Origin of the sequence: Pseudoalteromonas sp. SWYJZ19, assembly GCF_015864375.1 — a bacterium.
Classification (GTDB): Bacteria; Pseudomonadota; Gammaproteobacteria; order Enterobacterales; family Alteromonadaceae; genus Pseudoalteromonas; species Pseudoalteromonas arctica.
In genome coordinates this window covers 1-21,271 of record NZ_JADYXI010000003.1, presented here as the reverse complement: position 1 = coordinate 21,271, position 21,271 = coordinate 1, and the positions used below count along the sequence as shown (strand labels likewise).

19 protein-coding genes are annotated in these 21,271 nt (G+C 39.9%); 15 read left to right on the top strand and 4 right to left on the bottom strand.

The features are described 5' to 3' along the window. The first annotated feature begins 54 nt into the window (after positions 1-54). The 10 genes from glyA (at position 55) to I6F45_RS03795 (ending at position 10,433) form a co-directional block, all read left to right on the top strand. Complete coding sequence (gene glyA / locus I6F45_RS03840) at positions 55-1,311, top strand: serine hydroxymethyltransferase (RefSeq protein ID WP_165727306.1); 1,257 nt, start codon at positions 55-57, stop codon at positions 1,309-1,311. A gap of 104 nt (positions 1,312-1,415) precedes the next feature. Next, a complete protein-coding gene (nrdR, locus tag I6F45_RS03835) occupies positions 1,416-1,865 on the top strand; it encodes a transcriptional regulator NrdR (RefSeq protein ID WP_006794272.1) in 450 nt (149 codons plus the stop codon). 2 nt (positions 1,866-1,867) lie between these two features. Beyond that, positions 1,868-2,992: a bifunctional diaminohydroxyphosphoribosylaminopyrimidine deaminase/5-amino-6-(5-phosphoribosylamino)uracil reductase RibD gene (gene ribD, locus I6F45_RS03830; protein WP_165727307.1), complete on the top strand. Its 1,125-nt coding sequence runs from the start codon at positions 1,868-1,870 to the stop codon at positions 2,990-2,992. 27 nt (positions 2,993-3,019) lie between these two features. Further along, positions 3,020-3,673, top strand: coding sequence for a riboflavin synthase (locus tag I6F45_RS03825; RefSeq protein WP_165739806.1), 654 nt, complete (start codon positions 3,020-3,022; stop codon positions 3,671-3,673). Positions 3,674-3,702: 29 nt separating this feature from the next. Further along, a complete protein-coding gene (gene ribBA, locus I6F45_RS03820; protein ID WP_165739809.1) occupies positions 3,703-4,815 on the top strand; it encodes a bifunctional 3,4-dihydroxy-2-butanone-4-phosphate synthase/GTP cyclohydrolase II in 1,113 nt (370 codons plus the stop codon). Positions 4,816-4,915: 100 nt separating this feature from the next. Beyond that, a complete protein-coding gene (gene ribH / locus I6F45_RS03815) occupies positions 4,916-5,380 on the top strand; it encodes a 6,7-dimethyl-8-ribityllumazine synthase (protein WP_007587130.1) in 465 nt (154 codons plus the stop codon). Positions 5,381-5,395: 15 nt separating this feature from the next. Beyond that, the gene (gene nusB / locus I6F45_RS03810) at positions 5,396-5,806 is read left to right on the top strand and encodes a transcription antitermination factor NusB (protein ID WP_024599862.1); all 411 of its coding nucleotides are present in this window, start codon (positions 5,396-5,398) and stop codon (positions 5,804-5,806) included. Between the two features lie 45 nt (positions 5,807-5,851). Further along, positions 5,852-6,826 carry a thiamine-phosphate kinase gene (gene thiL / locus I6F45_RS03805; protein ID WP_165739811.1) on the top strand — a complete coding sequence of 325 codons (975 nt, stop codon included), beginning with the start codon at positions 5,852-5,854 and terminating at the stop codon, positions 6,824-6,826. Beyond that, entirely contained in the window at positions 6,823-7,308 is a 486-nt protein-coding gene (locus tag I6F45_RS03800) for a phosphatidylglycerophosphatase A family protein (RefSeq protein ID WP_007587120.1), read from the top strand. The genes thiL and I6F45_RS03800 overlap by 4 nt, the downstream gene beginning before the upstream one ends. 38 nt (positions 7,309-7,346) lie before the next feature. Further along, a complete protein-coding gene (locus I6F45_RS03795) occupies positions 7,347-10,433 on the top strand; it encodes a ligand-binding sensor domain-containing diguanylate cyclase (RefSeq protein ID WP_024589765.1) in 3,087 nt (1,028 codons plus the stop codon). A gap of 73 nt (positions 10,434-10,506) precedes the next feature. Here the strand turns inward: I6F45_RS03795 and dxs are convergent, their stop codons facing one another. The 3 genes from dxs to I6F45_RS03780 form a co-directional block, all read right to left on the bottom strand. Then, a complete protein-coding gene (gene dxs / locus I6F45_RS03790) occupies positions 10,507-12,369 on the bottom strand; it encodes a 1-deoxy-D-xylulose-5-phosphate synthase (RefSeq protein WP_197159715.1) in 1,863 nt (620 codons plus the stop codon). A gap of 105 nt (positions 12,370-12,474) precedes the next feature. Continuing rightward, positions 12,475-13,362, bottom strand: a complete 888-nt coding sequence (ispA, locus tag I6F45_RS03785; protein ID WP_007587115.1) for a (2E,6E)-farnesyl diphosphate synthase — start codon at positions 13,360-13,362, stop codon at positions 12,475-12,477. 2 nt (positions 13,363-13,364) lie between these two features. Further along, positions 13,365-13,607 carry an exodeoxyribonuclease VII small subunit gene (locus tag I6F45_RS03780; RefSeq protein WP_165727311.1) on the bottom strand — a complete coding sequence of 81 codons (243 nt, stop codon included), beginning with the start codon at positions 13,605-13,607 and terminating at the stop codon, positions 13,365-13,367. A gap of 320 nt (positions 13,608-13,927) precedes the next feature. Between I6F45_RS03780 and pomA the strand changes: the two genes are divergently transcribed. The 4 genes from pomA to I6F45_RS03760 all read left to right on the top strand — a co-directional run bounded on the left by pomA (position 13,928) and on the right by I6F45_RS03760 (position 18,269). Further along, the gene (gene pomA / locus I6F45_RS03775) at positions 13,928-14,695 is read left to right on the top strand and encodes a flagellar motor protein PomA (RefSeq protein WP_007587114.1); all 768 of its coding nucleotides are present in this window, start codon (positions 13,928-13,930) and stop codon (positions 14,693-14,695) included. 2 nt (positions 14,696-14,697) lie between these two features. Then, positions 14,698-15,618, top strand: coding sequence for a flagellar motor protein MotB (locus tag I6F45_RS03770; RefSeq protein ID WP_007587113.1), 921 nt, complete (start codon positions 14,698-14,700; stop codon positions 15,616-15,618). A 151-nt stretch (positions 15,619-15,769) separates the two neighbouring features. Continuing rightward, positions 15,770-16,258: a hypothetical protein gene (locus I6F45_RS03765; protein WP_197159707.1), complete on the top strand. Its 489-nt coding sequence runs from the start codon at positions 15,770-15,772 to the stop codon at positions 16,256-16,258. A gap of 70 nt (positions 16,259-16,328) precedes the next feature. Next, positions 16,329-18,269 carry a DNA topoisomerase III gene (locus I6F45_RS03760; RefSeq protein WP_197159705.1) on the top strand — a complete coding sequence of 647 codons (1,941 nt, stop codon included), beginning with the start codon at positions 16,329-16,331 and terminating at the stop codon, positions 18,267-18,269. A 76-nt stretch (positions 18,270-18,345) separates the two neighbouring features. On the opposite strand, the gene I6F45_RS03755 is transcribed toward I6F45_RS03760, so the two are convergent. Further along, on the bottom strand, positions 18,346-19,656 hold the full coding sequence (locus I6F45_RS03755) for a M20 metallopeptidase family protein (protein ID WP_197159704.1): 1,311 nt from the start codon (positions 19,654-19,656) through the stop codon (positions 18,346-18,348). Between the two features lie 111 nt (positions 19,657-19,767). Here I6F45_RS03755 and I6F45_RS03750 point away from each other — a divergent pair, with 111 nt between their 5' ends. Continuing rightward, on the top strand, positions 19,768-20,625 hold the full coding sequence (locus I6F45_RS03750; RefSeq protein ID WP_101162966.1) for a tetratricopeptide repeat protein: 858 nt from the start codon (positions 19,768-19,770) through the stop codon (positions 20,623-20,625). The last annotated feature ends 646 nt before the right edge of the window (positions 20,626-21,271 follow it).

The window sequence follows — 21,271 nt, the reverse complement described above, 5'->3', positions numbered from 1 at the left end:
AGCGTACAATAAAGCCTCTAAAAAACACCATACACGTTGCCCTAGGAGACCCCAATGTTAGAACGTAGCATGAATATTTCGGATTTTGATCCAGAGTTATTTGACGCGATAACCAAAGAAACTGCTCGCCAAGAAGAGCATATCGAACTAATCGCTTCAGAAAACTACTGTAGCCCACGCGTACTAGAAGCGCAGGGTTCACAGCTTACAAACAAATACGCAGAAGGTTACCCAGGCAAACGTTATTATGGCGGTTGTGAGCATGTAGATGTTGTTGAGCAATTAGCAATTGACCGTGCTAACGAATTATTTGGTTCTGACTATGCTAACGTACAGCCACATGCTGGTTCGCAAGCAAATGCGGCTGTTTTTCTAGCATTGTTAGATGCAGGCGATACTGTATTAGGTATGAGCTTAGCTCATGGTGGTCACTTAACTCACGGTTCTCACGTAAGCTTCTCTGGTAAGCTTTACAATGCAATTCAATACGGACTAGATGAAGCAACGGGCGAAATTGATTACGCACAAGTTGAAGCGCTAGCACTTGAGCATAAACCAAAAATGATTATTGGTGGTTTCTCAGCGTACTCAGGTATTGTTGATTGGGCTAAGTTCCGTGAAATTGCTGATAAAGTAGGTGCTTACCTGTTTGTTGATATGGCTCACGTTGCCGGCTTAATTGCGGCAGGCGTTTACCCAAGCCCAGTTCCTCATGCACACGTTGTAACAACAACTACGCATAAAACACTTGCAGGCCCTCGTGGTGGTTTAATTATTTCTGCATGTGGCGACGAAGCTATTTACAAAAAGCTTAATAGCGCTGTTTTCCCTGGTGGCCAAGGCGGTCCTTTATGTCATGTTATTGCAGCAAAAGCAGTGGCATTTAAAGAAGCACTTCAACCAGAGTTTAAAGTATACCAAACACAAGTTGTTAAAAACGCAAAAGCAATGGTTGCAGTTATGCAAGAACGTGGCTACAAAATCGTTTCTGACAAAACTGAAAACCACTTATTTTTACTTGATTTAATCGATAAAGATATCACTGGTAAAGATGCGGACGCTGCCCTAGGCAACGCTAACATCACAGTTAATAAAAACTCAGTGCCAAACGATCCACGCTCACCATTTGTAACATCTGGTTTGCGTATTGGTTCTCCTGCAATCACTCGTCGTGGTTTTACAGAAGTAGAGTCAAAAGAGCTTGCTGGCTGGATTTGTGACGTACTAGATAACATCACTGATGAATCTGTACAGGCGCAAGTTAAAGAAAAAGTAAAAGCTATTTGTGCAAAATTACCTGTATACGCTTAATTGCATAAGCAGTAGTAATTTAGATCACAACTGTTTAGTTTTTTGCTAAGATAAAAGGCCGCTATTTAGCGGTCTTTTTTGTTTTAAAACGGAAGTACCGAGTTATGCATTGTCCATTTTGTACCGCAAAAGATACTAAAGTAATTGACTCACGCCTTGTAGGCGGAGGCCATCAAGTTCGCAGACGTCGTGAATGTAATGATTGCCACGAGCGCTTTACTACATTTGAAGGCGCTGAACTGGTTATGCCTCGCGTTGTTAAGCAAGATGGCAGCCGGGAACCGTTTAACGAGGATAAGCTTTTAAATGGCTTAAATCGCGCACTCGAAAAACGCCCAGTGAGTACAGAGCAAGTAGATGAAGTTGTAAATATAATAAAATCACAACTACGCGCAACGGGTGAGCGAGAAATTTCAAGCCATTTGGTGGGCGAATGTATTATGGAAGCACTTAAAAAACTCGATAAAGTTGCGTACGTAAGATTTGCTTCTGTTTATCGCTCGTTTGAAGACATACGCGAATTTGGCGAAGAAATTGCCCGTTTAGGGGAGTAACAATGCAAAGCCAAACTATTTTTACCGAACAAGACGAAATGTATATGGCACGCGCCATAGAACTTGCCAAAAAAGGGCGGTTTACTACAACGCCTAATCCTAATGTTGGCTGTGTATTAGTTAAAAACAATCAAATAATTGGTGAGGGTTTTCATCAATTAGCAGGCCAAGGGCACGCTGAAGTAAACGCGTTAGCTATGGGGGGCAACAGTGCACAAGGCGCTACCGCTTATGTAACGCTCGAACCTTGTAGTCATTATGGGCGTACGCCACCGTGTGCTGAAGGCTTAAAAAAGGCAGGCGTAGTAAAAGTAATTGCTGCTATGGTTGATACAAATCCACAAGTTGCAGGCAAAGGCCTTAAAATACTGAGCGACGCCGGTATTGACGTTGCTTATGGATTACTTGAATCACAAGCTCGCGCACTTAACGTTGGCTTTTTTAAGCGAATGGAACAAGGCTTACCTTATGTGACCTGTAAAATGGCAGCAAGCATAGATGGTAAAACAGCGCTTAAAAATGGGCAAAGTAAGTGGATCACAAGTTCCGCAGCTCGCCAAGATGTACAGTTATACCGAGCGCAAAGCTGCGCTATTTTAACCGGTGCCGATACCGTGTTAGTAGACGATGCTAAACTTAATGTGCGACTAAGCGAGTTGCCTTGCACGTTACCTACCGATTTACCGCTTCGCCAGCCCGTGCGTGTTATAATTGACTCTCAAAATCGCTTAACACCTGACCTTGCTTTATTTAAAATCCAAAGTGATGTAATTATATTTACGACTAAGGTTGATAAATCCCTGCAATGGCCGCATTTTGTAAAGCATATTGAAGTAAGTGAAAGTAACGGTAAAGTTGATTTACAGGCTGTTTTAGAAAAGCTTGGGCAACTGCAGTTTAATAATGTTTGGCTTGAGAGCGGAGCAACACTTGCTGGTAAAATGACAGAGCTTGATTTAGTTGACGAGTTTGTTTTTTATTTGGCGCCTAAATTAATGGGCCATGATGCAAAAAGTTTAGTTAATTTTCCTGAATTGACGAGTATGCAAAACACCGTTAATTTAACATTTAATGAATGTGCGCGCATTGGTGACGATTTACGTATCACCGCGTTAAAAGCTCATTAAAACCACTTAATAAAAAAGAGTAGCGCTATGTTTACTGGAATAATAGAAGCCACAGGCAAAATTGCTTTATTACAAAAAAAACAAGGCGACTTAGCTATTCGCATTCAAAGTGCTGATCTTGATATGAAAGATGTAAAGCTAGGCGACAGCATTGCAACCAATGGTGTTTGCTTAACCGTAGTTGATAAACATATTGACGGCTTTAGTGCTGATTTATCTAACGAGACGATTGGTTTAACCGGTTTTGCTCACTATGCTTTAGGGCAAACGGTTAATCTTGAAAAAGCCATGCAACCAGTTTCGCGTTTGGGCGGTCATTTAGTATCTGGCCATGTTGATGGCATTGCGACTATCACAAGTATTGCAGCAAATGCGCGAGCAACAGAATATTGGCTTACAACCGACGAAAATTTAATGAAATACATTCCGTACAAAGGTTCGGTATGTATTGATGGTATAAGCCTGACAGTAAACGCTGTAGAGGGCAATAAATTCAAATTAACAATTGTCCCACACACGAGTGAGCAGACCACAATTTCTCATTTTAAAGTAGGTACTCAAGTTAATTTAGAAGTCGATCAAATTGCACGTTATTTAGAGCGCCTTATAAAAGGTGCAGAGCAACCAACGGGCTCTGATATTTCGATGAGCTTACTCGCAAAAGCGGGTTTTATTAAATAACGAAACTGATAACTTACACGAGCAAATTTATGAATTTACACAGCGCACAAGAAATCATCGATGATATTAAAGCCGGTAAAATGGTTATTTTAATGGATGATGAAGATAGAGAAAATGAAGGCGATTTAATAATAGCTGCTGAGCATATTAGCGCTGAAGCGATTAACTTCATGGCGACTCATGGCCGTGGTTTAATTTGTTTAACCATGACACAAGATCGTTGTGAGCAACTTGATTTACCGTTAATGGTTAAAAACAATGGTGCTGCATTTTCGACTAACTTTACAATGTCGATAGAAGCATCAAAAGGTGTTACAACCGGTATTTCTGCTGCTGATAGAGCGCGCACAGTGCAAGCGGCTATAGCAAAAGGCGCAGTGCCAACTGATATTGTTCAGCCTGGTCATATTTTTCCAATTATGGCACAACCTGGTGGCGTATTAACTCGCGCAGGACATACTGAAGCTGGCTGTGATTTAGCACGTTTAGCTGGGCTTGAAGCATCATCAGTTATTGTTGAAATACTCAATGCTGACGGCACCATGGCGCGTCGCCCTGATTTAGAAGTGTTTGCTAAAGAGCACGATATTAAAATTGGTACTATTGCTGATTTAATTGAATACCGTAACTTAAATGAAACGACAATTGAGCAAGTTGCAAAATGTAAGTTGCCTACTGTTCACGGTGAGTTTGATTTAGTGACTTACAAAGACACAATTGACGGCCAATTACATTACGTATTGCTTAATGGCGACATAAAAGAGCAAGAACCGACAAATGTACGTGTACATTTGCAAAGCACTTTTAACGATATCCTACTTTCAGACAGAAGTGCTGACCGCAGCTGGGGCCTTTCTGAAGCAATGGCCTATATTGCTAAAAATGAAGGTGCTTTAGTTATTTTAGGTAAGCAAGAAAGCACTGAAGAGTTAGAGGCAACTGTAAAAGCATTTGCAGCAGCTGATGTTGGCGAAAGCGTTACGCCACGTAAATTCAAAGGTACATCTCGTACTGTTGGCGTAGGTTCGCAAATACTTGCAGATCTGGGAATTAAACAGATGCGTTTAATGAGTCGTCCTAAAAAGTATCATGCACTTTCGGGCTTTCATTTAGAAGTTGTTGATTACATTGAGCCACAATAAGCATCACGCTTAAACTAGGCTATTATTTTATTTTTATGGTATGATGCGCAGCAATTTTTGCGCAATCGCAACCGCTTGAACTTATTTTTAGGGTTATCAAATGAAAATTATTGAAGGTAGTAAGTATGCTCCAGGCAAGAAATTTGCCATTGTCATTTCTCGTTTTAATGACTTTATTGGCAGCAGCCTCCTTGCAGGTGCTGTTGATGAGCTAAAACGCACTGGCGGCGTATCTGATGACGACATTACCGTTATTTATGTACCAGGCGCGGTAGAATTACCTTTAGCGGCTAAACGCGTTGCGGCAAAAAAAGAGTATGATGCAATCATCGCATTAGGCGTAGTGATCAGAGGTGGTACACCACACTTTGACCTAGTTGCTGGCGAATCAAACAAAGGTCTTGCGCAAGTATCACTTGAGTATGATATCCCGGTTGCATTTGGCGTATTAACCACAGAAAGCATTGAACAAGCAATTGAGCGTGCTGGCACCAAAATGGGCAATAAAGGCGGCGAAGCTGCTTTAGGCGCGCTTGAAATGGTTAATGTGTTAGATAAAATTTAAGTTTAAGGAATTTTTGTGAAACCAGCAGCAAGACGTAAAGCACGTATCTTAGCACTCCAAGCCGTTTATTCTTGGCAAATAAGTGGCAATTTAATTGCCGATATCGAACAACAAATGTTGATCGAAACAGACGTTACTAAAATTGATGTTGAATACTTTAAAGACCTAGCGACAGGTGTTGCTGTAAATTACAAGCAACTAGATGAAGCTGTATCGCCACATTTAACACGTCCGTTTAATGACTTAGATATGGTTGAGCGCGCAATTTTACGTTTAAGCAGCTATGAACTTAAGTTCCGCGACGATGTACCTTATAAAGTTGCTATCAACGAAGGTATCGAGCTGGCCAAAATATTTGGCGCTGAAGACAGCCATAAATTTGTAAACGGTGTACTTGATAAAGCTGTTAAGCATTTACGCAAGTAAGTAACCGTTAAAGAGGGGAGCCGGCATAGGCCGGCTTTTTTGTGTATGAAGGAATTTGAATTAATTAACCGCTACTTTAAAGGTCGCGGGATCACCCGTCGTGATGTAAACCTAGGTATAGGGGATGATTGCGCTTTAGTAACCGTTCCACAAAACTGCCAACTTGCCGTTACAACAGATACTCTTGTTGCTGGCGTACACTTTTTTGATGATATTTCCCCTCGTGCATTAGGCCACAGAGCGCTTGCTGTTAATTTAAGTGATTTAGCGGCCATGGGCGCTGAGCCAACGTGGGTTTCAGTTGCGTTAACCTTGCCAAGTATTGACCCAAAGTGGATTGAAGAGTTTACTGAAGGCATGCATGAAATTGCAGAATACTTTAATGTGCAAATTATAGGTGGCGATACTACTCAGGGTCCATTAACTATCACTATTTGTGCAAAAGGGACTGTACCAGAAGGGACTGCACTTCGCCGTAGTGGTGCGAAAGTGGGTGATTGGATTTATGTTACAGGTCCGCTAGGTGACGCTGGACTTGCAATTGAGTCTCGCAAACAAGGTATAAGTATTGAGCCAGAGCATTTAAAGTACTTAAATAAGCGCTTTGACTTTCCAACACCGCGTGTTGCTGCTGGGCAGGTATTGCGAGGCCTTGCATCATCGGCTATTGATGTATCGGACGGTTTAATCGCTGATTTAAGTCATATACTTGATATGTCGCAAGTAAATGCAGTTGTGAATATTGAAAGTATTCCGACTTCAGATGCAATGCAAGCAAGCCTTGATTTTAATCAGCAGCTGCCATTTATTCTAAGTTACGGTGATGATTACGAATTGATTTTTACTGTACCTGATAGCAATAAAAGTATGCTAGATATAAAACTGCGTCAATATGGTGTAGATGCAACATGCATAGGCCAAATTAAAAGTGGCGATGGTCAAATTGAACTTTTACACAACGGTGAAAAGTTTGATTTTAAGCAGCAAGGTTTTGAGCATTTTGCAAAGGAGCTGGTTTGAACAAAAACCGAAAGTTTAATTTAAAGCGCCCACATCAGTTTTTTGGTTTGGGTTTTGGTACTGGGTTAGCCCCTAAAGCACCTGGTACATTTGGCACTTTTGCTGCACTGCCATTCATTTTTATGACTATGTATTATCCGCTATGGTTGCAAATTGTGTTTGCCGTAGTGATCAGTATATTTGGTATATGGGCCTGCGGTAAAACGGCTGATGATTTAGGCGTGCACGACCATCCTGCTATTGTATGGGATGAAGTGGCAGGTTATTACATTACAATGATTGGTGCAGCACTTAGCTGGCAAACATTACTCGTTGGTTTTTTGTTATTTCGCTTTTTTGATATAGCAAAACCTGGCCCAATCCGTATGCTAGACAAACGAGTACATGGTGGTTTAGGTATTATGGCCGATGATATACTTGCGGGCGTTTTTTCGCTTATATGCTTACAGGCGCTAATAAAAGTGGGTTTACTACCCTTTTAATTTTTTATATTTGATTTGTTTAACTAGGTGGCAGCAATATGATGCGATTTTTACTGGTTTGTGTACTGATGTTGTGCGCGACACCAAGTTGGGCTTCAATTAGTGATTACGTAGTTAAGCAATGGAATATAAAAGATGGTCTACCTTCGCAATCACTTAAAAGCGTAGTACAAGACCAGCAAGGCTATATGTGGCTTGGTACTCAGTTTGGCTTAAGCCGTTTTGATGGCACAACATTTACAAACTACAACACGCAAAATAGCCCGTTCTTGCCTAGTAATGGTATTAATAAACTTTTAGTCGATTCTAGTGGCTTATTATGGGTAGGTACTAAAAGTGGCTTGGTAGTTATTAATCCTGCCACATTTGCAGCACAAGAGTTTAATATTAAAGGTCCAGTAAGAGATATTCTTGAGGACTCCAAAGGCAGCATATGGATTGCGGCTAATGGTTTATACTATGTAGATAGAGGGCAAGTTGATTTACGCACTCAAGTAAATGGCCCCCTACCTATTGTTAATGCTACCGTAATTACCCAAATTGTTGGCTCTGTTAGCCAAATGGCACTCTCTCCAGAAGGTATTTGGCTAGTTAATGATCGTCATTTATTACGCCTTACTAAAAACTCATCAGATTTCTCTAAACTACGTTTAGAGCTTACCGCTAAAATATCGTTACCAGAGCGCTTAGCGCAAACCATAGTGCACGATTTATCATTCTTAAACGGTAATTTGTATATAGCCTCTGAGCTAGGTGCATACTTTTTAGATTTAGATGACGAACTAAGACCTTTTCCTTTACCAAATGCAAATAACTCAGCCGTTTATAAGTTTATGAGTGATACCGATGGTGGCTTATGGGTTTCGACTTATGGACGTTTATTATTTAGAGATAAAACCGGTGAGTGGCAATGGGTAGAACCAAGCCAACTTGATCAAAGCATATGGTTTGCTGATATTTTTAGAGATGATAAAAATAACGTTTGGTTAGCAAGTTTTAGTGAAGGCTTATGGCTTGCCCATGAAGGGCGGGTAGAAAGGCATTCAGCAGTTTCAGATATGACCGAGTCTGTTATGGCTATTAGCCAAGCTCCAGATGGAAAACTGTGGGTTGCTAACAAAAGCGGCATTGGTTATTTCGATTTAGATAAAAGTTTTATTAATTTAGTTCCAAGTAGTAAATATGGATACGCGTCAGTACACGATCTACAATTCGATGGTGAGCGATTATATATAGCCACGGGGCGCGGCTTATTTGTTTTTGAAAACAAGACACTTTATACCGTCCCTGGTCGAGCGCTTCGCGATAACCCGGTATTTGCAATAAGTCGCTCTAGTAAAGGCGGTTTTTGGATTGGTACCGGACGCGGTTTATATCGATTAAATTATGCTGGTTTAACGCCTTTTGCATATAACGCTTTTTTAGGTAGTAAGTTTATTACCTACGTATTGGATAAAACAAACTTTGGTGTGATTGGTACTAGTAAAGGCGCATATTACTTTACAGACCGTGGCATTGAAAAAATTGGTGACCAAACAACACTTGAAAGCGCATACGTAACTAGCGTGCTCCATATAGATGGTGTGGGTATTTTAATCGGCTCTCTTAACGACGGGCTTTTTTACAGAAGTACGCAAGGGCAATGGCGTCAACTCGATGCAGCTAATGGTTTACCGTATGGTTCTATATTTAGCCTAGAATATGATGAAAAATTAAAGCATGTTTGGGTAAGCACCATGAAAGGTGTTTACAGAATGCCTGTAGAGCAATTTAAGACAGAGATAAAAAGCCTAAAAGTTGAAGAAGTAATTTCATCTTTTGACCGTCAACTCGATGGTAAAGCGAATCAATGTTGTAGTGGACTTGGGCATGATGCGGTAGCAGACACCGGCAATTCTATTTGGTACCCAAGCTTACAAGGTGTTGTTGAAATACCTAAAAATGTAGAGCTATTTGGTGTGCTTGCATTAAAGCCAACAATAGAAACAATAACAACACCACTTCGTCATTTAACCACCGCTGCGCTTGGTAAAAAACCATCATTAGAAACAGACGAGCGTGATATAACGCTAACTTACACAGCTATTGATTATTATGCACCAAACAGTATTGAATTTAGATATAAACTAAGTGGCTTAGATAGTGACTGGCGCTATGCTAATACGCGACGTGAAGCTATTTATACTAACTTGCCTCCAGGCTCGTTTTTGTTTCAATTAGAAGCGAAGCGCCAAGGTGAAGACTGGACTAAAGCGCAAGAAGTAGAATACGGTTTTGTAGTGCCTGAGCGCTTTGACGAAACTATTTACTTTAGGCTTTTAATTACCAGTGGCTTTATTTTGCTTTTCTACCTTATTTTTTGGGTGTTTAGAGCGCAAGAGCGTAGAAAACAAGAAGCATTAGAGGGCTTGATCACCGAGCGTACCTTAGAGCTTCGTCAAGCTAATGATAAATTAGGCCAAGTGAATTCACAGCTTAAATTAGTTAGTCACTCAGATGAGTTAACAGGGCTGCGTAGCCGTCGCTTTTTGTTTGATCAACTCCCTAAAGATATTGAACACTTTCAACGTAATTCACAATCGCTGCAGGCACAAGGCAAGTCACTGGTGCTGGTAATTATTAACTTTGATAATTTCAGCCGTATCAATGATGCCTATGGCCCAATTGCAGGTGATAGCTGCTTACAGCAAATGGCTGCATTATTAAATTCGCGTACGCAGGGCTCTGACTATGTGGCACGTTGGAGTGGTGATGAGTTTTTACTATTATTACGTGATTTTAAATGCAATAAAATAGACAGCTATGCTTCAGATCTTTGTAAAGTAATAGCGGCTAATTTATTCCAATTACCAAATGGAAAAACAACTAATATCACGGCATCAATTGGTTGGTCATTTTATCCATTACCACTTTTGGGTGGGCAGGTAATTAGCTGGGAAACATCTATTAACCTAGCTGATATTTCACTACACCAAGTTAAAAAGCGCGGTGGTGATGGTGTTGCAAATATTACGTTTGATGATCAGCTTGATGCATTTGAGTTTGAACAAAATTCTAACGTTGATCAACAATTAGGTATTTTACAAAGCAATGGCCTAGCTGATATTAAAGTGTGGATGCGCTGATCAGCAATATTTGATATTAAAAAAGGAGCCTAGGCTCCTTTTTTAATATGCTCAACTTTAGATGTATAGGAAGTTAATTAATAAACGCTTTAATAGCGGTTAATATTCCTTGCTCGCCTAACCCCATTTCATCGTGCATTTCATCTTGGGTGCCGTGTTTAATAAACTCATCAGGAATACCTAAGTTAAGGATATTAATATCAGCTTTTTGCGTTGCTAAGTATTCGTTAACTGCAGAGCCGGCACCGCCAGCGATTGCATTATCTTCAAGCGTAACAATTACATCGTGGCTAGCTACAAGCTCATTTAAAAGCGCGGTATCAAGAGGTTTAATAAAGCGCATATTAACAAGCGTTGCATCTAACTCACTTGCTGCAAGCTGTGCATTCTCAAGTAATGTACCAAATGATAAAATGGCAATTTTACTGCCTTTTTTGACAGTATCTGCTTTACCAATTTCAAGCAGTTGCATATTGCTTTGAATTTCTGCAGTACCCGCACTACCGCGAGGGTAACGAACGGCAACTGGGCAATTTGCTTTATAACCAGTGTATAGCATTTGACGGCACTCGTTGGTATCGCTTGGCGCCATAATCACCATATTTGGAATACAGCGCATAAAACTTAAATCGTATGCGCCTTGATGAGTTTCACCATCGGCTCCAACAATACCGGCGCGGTCAATGGCAAATAATACAGGTAAGTTTTGCAGTGCAACATCATGTATTAATTGGTCGTACGCACGTTGTAAAAAGCTTGAGTAAATAGCAACAACAGGTTTTAAACCTTCACAGGCGAAACCAGCAGCTAAAGTAACAGCATGCTGCTCTGCAATAGCCACATCAAAGTATTGATCTGGATGTTCTTTAGAAAAACGGACCATGCCTGAACCTTCACGCATTGCAGGCGTGATAGCCATTAACTTGCTATCTTGCTCGGCCATATCGCATAACCAATCACCGAATACTTTTGAGAAAGTAGCAGCACTAGGTTTAGATTTAGGCAGACTAGTTGTGCTCGGATCGAATTTTGGTACACCATGGTAGCCAATAGGATCGGCTTCAGCTGGTTTATAGCCCTTACCTTTTTGTGTTTTTATATGTAGAAGCTGTGGGCCTTTTAAATTACGCATATTACGTAGCGTATCAACAAGCATGTTTACATCGTGACCATCAATTGGACCAATATAATTTAGGCCTAATTCTTCAAAGAAGGTACCCGGGATCATCATGCCTTTAATGTGCTCTTCCATTTTACTGGCAAGTTGCTTTACAGGAGGTACACCTGAGAGTAACTTTTTACTACCTTCACGAATGTTAGTATAAAAGCTACCCGATAAAATACGGGCAAAGTGATTTGTTAATGCGCCAACATTTTCAGAAATCGACATTTCGTTATCATTTAAAATAATAAGCATGTCTGATTTTACATCACCTAAATGATTCATCGCTTCAAATGCCATGCCTGCGGTTATAGCCCCGTCGCCAATAATGGCAACAGACTTTCGACCTTTGCCTTCTTTTTGTGCGGCAATAGACATGCCTAAAGCAGCTGAAATAGACGTGCTTGAATGGCCTACGCTAAACGTATCGTATTGACTTTCATCGCGAAAAGGAAAAGGGTGTAAACCGTCTTTTTGACGAATAGTGTGCATTTGCTCGCGACGACCAGTAAGGATTTTATGCGGATAAGCTTGATGACCCACGTCCCAAACTAGGCGATCGTCTGGAGTGTTATAAACATAATGCAGCGCAACGGTTAGTTCAACCGTCCCTAAACCAGACGCTAGATGACCGCTACTTTGCGATACTGAGTTGAGTAAATAATCGCGCAGCTCATTGCTAAATGCAGGGAGTTTGTCTTGCGCTAAGTCACGCAATTGGGCTGGCTCGTCAACCAAATTAAGTAATGGATACTTGCTACTATCAAGTGTCATGGTTTTATATATATCCTTCGCTAACATTAATTAATCCAAAGCTTTTACGAATAATTAATGTTGAGTAATAATGTCAGTGCTAATTGCAATACGTATGAGCAAAAATTAGTGGTCACGCTCAATTAGGTAATTTGCTAGCGACGCAAGAAGTGTTGTGTCAGCATCTATATTTGCTAACGCTTCATGGGCTTGTTGTATTAAATTTTGCGCCTTTTCTTTAGCGCCTAGCATACCTAATAACGCCGGATATGTCGCTTTATTCGCGGCAATATCGGAGCCTTGTGGCTTTCCTAAAATAACTGTATCGCCTTCAACATCTAAAATGTCGTCGTGTACTTGAAATGCTAGCCCTATAGCATACCCAAAAACACTTAAATTTTCTAAGGTTTGTTGATCAGCCTTTTCACTGCACAGTGCACCAAGTGTAATTGCGCAATTAATTAGAGCCCCGGTTTTTAGCTTATGTATTCGCTCAAGCTCTTGTACGGTAATTACTTTATCAGTTGCTGCTATATCAAGGCCTTGTCCGCCAACCATACCCTGAAGGCCTGATGCGTGGGCAAGTGTAGCAATCATTTTTACTTGTGTTTGTGATGAGCATTCAAATTTGTGATTCGCAATAAGCTCAAAAGCAAGAGTTTGAAGAGCATCACCGGCTAAAATTGCATTTGCCTCGCCAAACTCTATATGACAAGTAGGGCGTCCGCGGCGTAAGTCGTCATCATCCATTGCTGGTAAGTCATCATGGACTAACGAATAGCTATGAATACACTCAATTGCAGCAGCAAGTACGTTTAAGTCTTGATGGTTTGCGCCGAGCATTTTACCTGTGGCATAAACTAAAAATGGACGTAATCTTTTACCGCCATTAAATAATCCATACTGGGTGGCGTTCTTTACCGTTTCTTCTGTATCGAGAGGCTGATTAAAATGCTGCTGTAAGGTCGCTACTACATCTTTTTGAGCACGTTCAATATGATTTTTTATGCTCACAGCTATTCCATATCATTATCAAAATTTGTAAGTACTGACTTTTCGCCATTCCCCATCAAAACTGATACTTTTTGTTCTGCTTGCTGTAATTTCCCTGATGAAGCACTTGCTAATGCAATTCCACGCTCAAATTGCTTTAACGATTGCTCAAGCGATAAGTCACCTTGTTCCATGTCACTAACGATTGTAGATAATTCTTCTAGTGCTTGTTCGAAACTTAAGTTTTCAGGTTTTTTAGTCGCCATCTTTATTTCAGCTTACATAATAAATTTAGGGGTCAATTTTAGGGGGAATGCTAAACTAGGTCAAAGGATGATATTGGTTTTTTACCTTTATAACGTTAAATTATATTTCAAGTGCATTAATAAAGCCTTAATAGCGTCTGTTGGTTTAATAAATCAATTGATAGTTAGGTAGCCCTTATAACTTGATCTAAGATAGTGCTAAAGGCTGCTTTTTATGTTTATTTATAAAAATGGCTTAAGCAATTCAATATGTTGCCGATAAGCAGTTAATAATAAAAATTTATGATAAGGCCATTAAGCATGAAACTTCTGGAGGAAATGTGGATTTAGCAACCATAATTGGGATCCTAGGCGCAATTGGCTTAATTGTCATGTCTATGTTTATGAGTAGTAGCGGTGAAATGGCTATGTTTTACAATACCCCGTCTGTGGTTATTGTATTTGGTGGTTCACTCTTTATTGTTTTATCAAACTTCACCATGTCGCAATTTTTGGGGATAGGTAAAGTTGTTGCCAAAGCGTTTATGTTTAAAATCGAAACGCCAGAAATACTTATCGAAAAAGCAGTAGAACTTGCGGATTCAGCTCGTAAAGGCGGTTTTTTAGCACTCGAAGAAGCTGAAATTCCAAACCCCTTTATGCGCAAAGGCGTCGATATGCTCGTTGATGGCCATGATGCAGATGTAGTTCGCGCTACACTTCAAAAAGATATTTCTCTAACTACGACTCGCCATGAATTGGGCGCGGGTTTATTTAAGTCGTTAGCTGATATAGGGCCTGCAATGGGCATGATTGGTACTCTAATTGGTTTGGTTGCAATGTTGTCTAACATGGATGACCCAAAGGCAATTGGTCCGGCAATGGCAGTAGCACTATTAACAACTTTATATGGCGCGTTTTTAGCCAATGTTGTGGCAATTCCTATTCAGGTAAAACTTGAACTGCGTAAAGACGAGGAAGCGATGAATCAGCGTTTAATTTTGGATGCTATTTTAGGTATACAAGATGGTCAAAATCCAAAAGTAATCGAAGGTATTTTGAAAAATTACTTAGCTGAATCTAAACGTAAAGTAGATACCGAGGAGTAACTATGTCTGATCAAGAGTGCAAATGTCCACCACCAGGTCTACCTGCATGGATGGGAACGTTTGCCGATTTAATGTCACTGTTAATGTGCTTTTTTGTACTCTTGCTCGCGTTTTCAGAAATGGATGTACTTAAGTTTAAACAAATTGCGGGCTCTATGAAGTTTGCTTTTGGTGTGCAGAATAAAATTGAAGTAAAAGACATCCCTAAAGGGACCTCTGTTATTGCCATGGAGTTTACCCCAGGCAAACCAGAGCCAACCCCAATAGAAACCATTCAGCAGCAAACAGTCGAAATGACTCAACAAATGTTAGAGTTTCAGGCTGGCGATGAAAGCTCAGCAGGCGGCAGGCAAGAACAGCGCGGGGATAAACGCGGTGGCGAATCTCGTAGTACCTCACAAGAAGAATCTTCTGAGCAAGCAACTTCAGCAGCCGATCAGGAGCAAACTAACGAGCTTGTTAAAAAGATAGCGCAGCAGCTTGAAAAGCAAATAATCGATGGCGCAATTGAGCTTGAGTCTTTAGGGCAGCAAATAATTATTCGCATTAGAGAGAATGGTTCATTTCCTTCAGGTAGTGCATTTTTACAACCTAAGTTTAAACCTATAATTCAAGATATCGGTGTGCTGTTAAAAGATGTACCCGGTGAAATAACAGTATCTGGCCATACAGATGATTTTCAGGTATCGAATGAGTTATATATTAATAATTGGGACCTATCATCAAAGCGTGCTGTAGCCGTTGCAAGTGAACTGCAAAAAGTCCAAGGATTTGATAAAACCCGAATGATGGTGGTTGGTCGAGCTGAAACACGACCACTTGTACCGAATGACACCGATGAAGATCGCCGCAGGAATCGCCGAGTAGAAATATCTATATTACAAGGTAAAGCAAAAGAGTCAGCTCCTATAGATGTAAGATAACTTTTATTGGCAAACACACTTATTTATCATAAAGTATGCTTTCTTTAACAAATGTAACGGAATAGTTCATGAAAAAGGTCGATAAGTTTAGTCATATGCCAGGAAATGGCGGTGGTAATGACGATGATGAAAAAAAACTTGATTAACTCTAATGCCTGAATGGTTTTTAAAGACTATATTGATATTAGATACTAGTTGGGTGTTTATTTTAAGCCCTGCTATTTTCATCTTTTATTTTAGAAAAGATTATTTGGCCCTGCGTTTCGCTTTAATTACAGCCGCTTTTTTTTTATATGGAACCATTATTCATCCTTACTTGAAAGAGTTTGATAATGGGATTTATGTTTATCGATACCTTGTTTGGGCTTTTAATGATATTGCTTGGATGGCACTCATCGCATATCTGGGGTTAAAAGATAAGGTTTATTTATGGCAATGCGTATTAGGTCAATTGGTTGTTATTATGGCACCAATTTTACAGCTATTTAGATTAGTCGACCGCCATTTATGGGATCTTTCTTATAGTACATACATTTATAAAACCTTATTGCCATTTATTAATATAGGCACCGTTGTTGTTTGTTATCTTCCGCTTATTTATATTTTAACAAAAGACAAAAAAAGCCCAGTTAGCCAATAGTTACAAAAAGTTCCCTCCTTTAAAATAGCTGTGCTAGACTACTGTTTATATAAACAGTGATGAGCAGGCTATGAAACTCTACATTGCAGAAAAACCTTCACTTGGACGCGCTATTGCTGATGCGTTACCAAAACCACATAAAAAATATGATGGTTATATAGAAGTCGCTAATGGCGATTGTGTATCGTGGTGTATTGGACATTTGCTAGAACAAGCAGAACCCGATGATTACGATGAGCGCTTTAAAAAGTGGCAGTTTGAACACTTACCTATAATACCTGAACAGTGGAAGTTAAAAGCCAAAACCAAAACTCGCAAACAGCTCACTGTTTTAAAAAAATTAATTAAACAAGCCTCGCAACTTATTCACGCTGGCGATCCAGACCGTGAAGGCCAGCTACTAGTCGATCAAGTAATTGAAGAAGCTAAAATAAGTCAGGCTAAAAAGCAGAGTACGCAACGTTTACTCATTAGTGATTTAAACTTATCGGCGGTAAAAAAATCACTGGGTACTATGCGTTCTAATCGAGATTTTATTCCGTTAAGTGTATCTGCTTTAGCGCGCTCTCGTGCTGATTGGCTATTTGGTATGAATTTAACACGTGCATACACACTAGCTGGGCAAAAAGCAGGGTTTGGTAATGTGCTTTCGGTAGGGCGAGTACAAACCCCTATTTTAGGTCTTGTTGTTAATAGAGATAACGAAATAGCACACTTTGTATCTAAGCCTTTTTACGATGTACTGGCGCATTTACTTACTCCAGATAACCAGCCATTCATAGCTAAGTGGGTTCCTAGTAAAGCATGTGAGCCACATCAAGATGAAGAAGGGCGAATACTTAACAAAGCACTCGCACAAAATGTTGCTTCACGCATTACAAAGCAAAGTGCTGAGCTTACTTCACTTGACCAAAAACAAAAAAAACAAAGTGCTCCATTACCGTATAACCTATCTGCACTGCAAATAGATGCGGCTAAAGCATTTGGTATGCCAGCTCAAAAAGTGTTGGATATTTGCCAAATACTTTACGAACGTCATAAATTAATTACTTACCCACGCTCGGATAATCGTTATTTACCTAAAGATCACCATCAAGATGCATCAGCTATTTTTAAAGCTATAAGTGCTAATGGTGGGCAAAGCAGTGAATTAGTAAACGGGGCTGATGTAAAAAAGCGTAGTAAATGTTTTAACGATTCAAAAGTGGCTGCGCATCATGCCATTGTGCCTACGGCTAAGCAGTTAAAGTCAGCGAGTTTGAACGGTGACGAAGCGAAGGTATATCAATTAATAAGCCGCCATTACCTAATTCAGTTTTATCCCGACTATATATATAACGAAACTAAAGTAGAGATAACAATCGCTGGCGGATTATTTAAAGCAAATGCAAAACAAGATGTAAGCCTGGGCTTTAAGGTATTAATGGGTAAGTCTGAATTAAAAGATGAAGCTACGTTACCTCCTTTAACTAAAGGTATGCCTCTTTTTTGTGAGCAAGGCGAAGTGGTCGAAAAGCATACATCACCTCCTGCTTATTTTACCGACGCTACATTATTGGCTGCGATGACGGGCATTAGCCGTTATGTTAAAGATCCACAAATTAAAAAAGTATTAAAAGACACTGATGGTTTAGGGACTGAGGCAACACGTGCGGGAATAATCGAGTTGCTATTCAAGCGGCGCTTTTTAAAACGTGAAGGTAAGTCAATTAGAGCGACCGAAACGGGACTTGCCCTTATTAGCGTATTACCACAAGGTTTAGCGAGTCCTGATTTAACCGCAAAGTGGGAATCGAGCTTAGGTGATATCGCGCAGCAAGTAATGAGTTATCAGCAATTTTTACAGCCTTTACTTGCTGAGCTAAATGGGTTTGTACAATTAGCAGCAAACTGCGATAGCAATGCATTTGCAAGGTTACCAAAAAGCTCACCTAAAAAACGCTTTGCTAAACGAGGTGGAAAAGCGACCTTTAAAAAGTCGAGTTATAAAAAAAGCTCTGTTGCTAGTTAGCTACAGAGCCATTTTATTAAACGATATTACTTAACCTGAACTCTACTTGAGATAGATTTATTATCCAGAATTCAGGTTACTTATTAAATAAAGCAACAGCAGCGTTACTCATTGCTTTTATTCCGGTAGGGATAGCAACTTTATAATCTGGTGCAAATTTACTAGAGTGTAGGGAAGGGAGTACTTCACCTGTTTTTATCGAATCTGCATATTGTGCTTGGTTTACACCTCCTAGCCAAAATAAGGTAATCGGGATATTTTCATCGGTGCGTCCGTATAGGCCAAAGTCTTCACCCGCCATTACAGCTTGTGTTTCAAGCACATTAGTATCACCAATTGCGCTGGCAATAGAGTTTCTAACAATGTCTGTTTGTGCAGGGTTATTATAAGTAGATGGAATAGATTCATCTTCATGTACATATACTACAGGGTAGTTTGATTCATTTAGGCCAGCACTTTGTGCAATACCTGCCGTGATTCGTTTTATTGCTGCTATTTGAGCACTTCTAACATTTGGGTTATAGCTTCTGAGAGTGAGTTGTAGTTTTACTTCATCCGAAATCACATTATGTTTTGAGCCACCATGAATAGACCCAACCGTAATAACCGAAGGCTCTAGCGGTGAAAGTTCTCGGCTTGTGATTGTTTGCAGAGCAAGTACTGTGTGTGCAGCTATAATCACAGGGTCTATAGTTGTATGCGGATAAGCACCATGACCACCTTTACCTTTTATTGTAATATCGACAGAATCTACACTTGCCATAGTGTATTCATTTTTCATTGATATCTTACCAGCGGGGACGCTAGCACTTACATGTAACGCAATTATATGATCAGGTTTTTCATATTTACTAAATAGTCCTTCGCCTAACATGGCTTTAGCACCCCCACCAACTTCTTCGGCAGGCTGTGCAACCATCATCAAAGTGCCTTTCCATTGATCTTTGTGTACTATTAATTGCTCAGCAGTACCAATAAAAGAGCTCATGTGAATATCGTGGCCACAACCGTGCATTACACCTACTTTAGCACCATGCTCGTCAATTACTTTAACTTTTGAGGCATAGGACTTTCCTGTCTGCTCTATAATAGGTAAGCCATCGGTGTCAGTACGGATCATCACGGTTGGACCGTTTCCGTTTTTGTAAATGCCGACAACACCAAAGCCACCTACATTACTTGTTACTTTAAAACCCAGCTGAGTTAATTTATCCGCTATTTTATTACCCGTTTCTTGTTCGTGATAAGAAAGCTCTGGCGATTGGTGTAAATCGAGGTAAAACTTTTCTATAGCTGGCATGGCTTTGCTTAAATTCAAATCGAGTCCATTTGCTTGTACTAATGGGCTTGCTAATAAAAGTATTGCACTTAGATAAGTTAATTTCATGTTTTCCCTCATTGTTGAATATGTATACCGGATGATTTAGGTATATGACTTGTAATTATTATGTTCACCACCATATAAAAACCTAAATAGATGAATATGGCAATCAATTCAATGAGCAACATAGTTAGTATTAATGCACAAAACCTTCAACAAGTACTCGGTGAAACATCACAGCAAAAATTGGTGTTGCTTAACTTTTTCTCTCCTCAAAGTCCTGACTGCATCGGACAGGCTGCAATTTTAGATAAAGTAGCGGCTGAATATGCAAGCTATATAGTAGTAGCAAACCTAGATTGCGATGCAGAGCAAGCACTCGCTTCTCAACTTGCGCAACAAGTTGGTCTTCAAACTCTGCCTACGCTTGTATTATTAAAAGACTCTGCACCAGTAGATTTACTTGCAGGTGTTCAAAGTGAGGCACAAATACGCGAAGCCCTAGCAAAGCATTTACCTGCGCAACAAGACTTACTGTTAGAGCAAGCAAAACAAGCGTTATTAAAGTCAGATTTAAATGCTGCATTTAATTATGCAAAGCAAGCTTATGAAATAGACAGCGGTAATGCACGCATCAAATTAGTGCTTGCAGACATATGTATTCAAATTCACAAGGTAGATGAAGCCCAAGCGCTTATAAATACAATAGACGTACAAGAGCAAGATGCTTACTTTAATAATATAAAAGCAAAATGCGAAGCTGCGCTTGAAGCAAAAGACTCACCAGAGATTAAAGAAAAGCAACAACAAGTAGAAAAGTACCCAAATGACCTAGAATTAAAAGAAGAGCTCAGTATTTTACTCAATGAAGCAGGCAGAAAAGAAGAAGCATTGGATATACTATTTACAGTGCTGCAAAAAGATCTGAATTTCAATGAAGCGAAACCAAGCTTTTTAGCCATTATTGCCTCTTTACCCGATGGTGATGCGCTCGCAGCAAAGTATCGTCGCAAGTTATATAGTATTTTATACTAGGGTCTGTTGCTCTTTGCGGATTAAAATTTGTTCAAACTAGGGGGTGTTTAATCGCGGCGCGAGATTTGTAACCTAGTGGGCTCGGTAATTGCTCCTGCGTTACCCTACTGGCTTACATCCATGTAAGAATAAGTAAAAACCGAGTAACAAAGAGTAAATAGCCCCTAGGAAGAACCCTTTGGGCAGCGCCTGTTTGGCATTAATGCTACGTTATCGCTTATTTATGGGGAGTAACCACACTACATAGGCTCTGCCTTGCCTGAATACTAAACAGGCTGCTGCAAATTTAACCTTGAAAGATAAACAGACCCTAGATTCTAATAACTATTACTTTTGAGAAGCACCTAAATAAGGTGCTTTTTGCATTTTTAAGGTTTTAATTAAAAGCTATAGAATGGTTTAGCTATGTAAAAACAAGAGTTATCAACAGGTTTTTGTGGGTAACTTGTGCTTATCATGTGTGCTTGCTTGGGGCTTAATTTTAATTACTATTTTATGCAAATAACGCTTGCGTAAAATCCGCCGCTCCCTATAATGCGACCCCACTGAGACGGGAAACGCCAACGCATAGCGAGGCAGGAACAACTCAGAGAGTTAAGTAAAACTTCGGTTTTAAATTGTCGAAAGAAAGTTTAAAACTAAGTGT

Bases quoted from the DNA above. Each gene is read 5' to 3' on its own strand.
- I6F45_RS03755 (WP_197159704.1), bottom strand. From the start codon at position 19,656: ATGAAATTAACTTATCTAAGTGCAATACTTTTATTAGCAAGCCCATTA.
- ribH (WP_007587130.1), top strand. From the start codon at position 4,916: ATGAAAATTATTGAAGGTAGTAAGTATGCTCCAGGCAAGAAATTTGCC.
- I6F45_RS03780 (WP_165727311.1), bottom strand. From the start codon at position 13,607: ATGGCGACTAAAAAACCTGAAAACTTAAGTTTCGAACAAGCACTAGAA.
- I6F45_RS03760 (WP_197159705.1), top strand. From the start codon at position 16,329: ATGAAACTCTACATTGCAGAAAAACCTTCACTTGGACGCGCTATTGCT.
- I6F45_RS03750 (WP_101162966.1), top strand. From the start codon at position 19,768: ATGAGCAACATAGTTAGTATTAATGCACAAAACCTTCAACAAGTACTC.
- ribBA (WP_165739809.1), top strand. From the start codon at position 3,703: ATGAATTTACACAGCGCACAAGAAATCATCGATGATATTAAAGCCGGT.
- I6F45_RS03770 (WP_007587113.1), top strand. From the start codon at position 14,698: ATGTCTGATCAAGAGTGCAAATGTCCACCACCAGGTCTACCTGCATGG.
- I6F45_RS03795 (WP_024589765.1), top strand. From the start codon at position 7,347: ATGATGCGATTTTTACTGGTTTGTGTACTGATGTTGTGCGCGACACCA.
- dxs (WP_197159715.1), bottom strand. From the start codon at position 12,369: ATGACACTTGATAGTAGCAAGTATCCATTACTTAATTTGGTTGACGAG.
- glyA (WP_165727306.1), top strand. From the start codon at position 55: ATGTTAGAACGTAGCATGAATATTTCGGATTTTGATCCAGAGTTATTT.
- ribD (WP_165727307.1), top strand. From the start codon at position 1,868: ATGCAAAGCCAAACTATTTTTACCGAACAAGACGAAATGTATATGGCA.
- I6F45_RS03765 (WP_197159707.1), top strand. From the start codon at position 15,770: ATGCCTGAATGGTTTTTAAAGACTATATTGATATTAGATACTAGTTGG.
- nrdR (WP_006794272.1), top strand. From the start codon at position 1,416: ATGCATTGTCCATTTTGTACCGCAAAAGATACTAAAGTAATTGACTCA.
- thiL (WP_165739811.1), top strand. From the start codon at position 5,852: ATGAAGGAATTTGAATTAATTAACCGCTACTTTAAAGGTCGCGGGATC.
- I6F45_RS03825 (WP_165739806.1), top strand. From the start codon at position 3,020: ATGTTTACTGGAATAATAGAAGCCACAGGCAAAATTGCTTTATTACAA.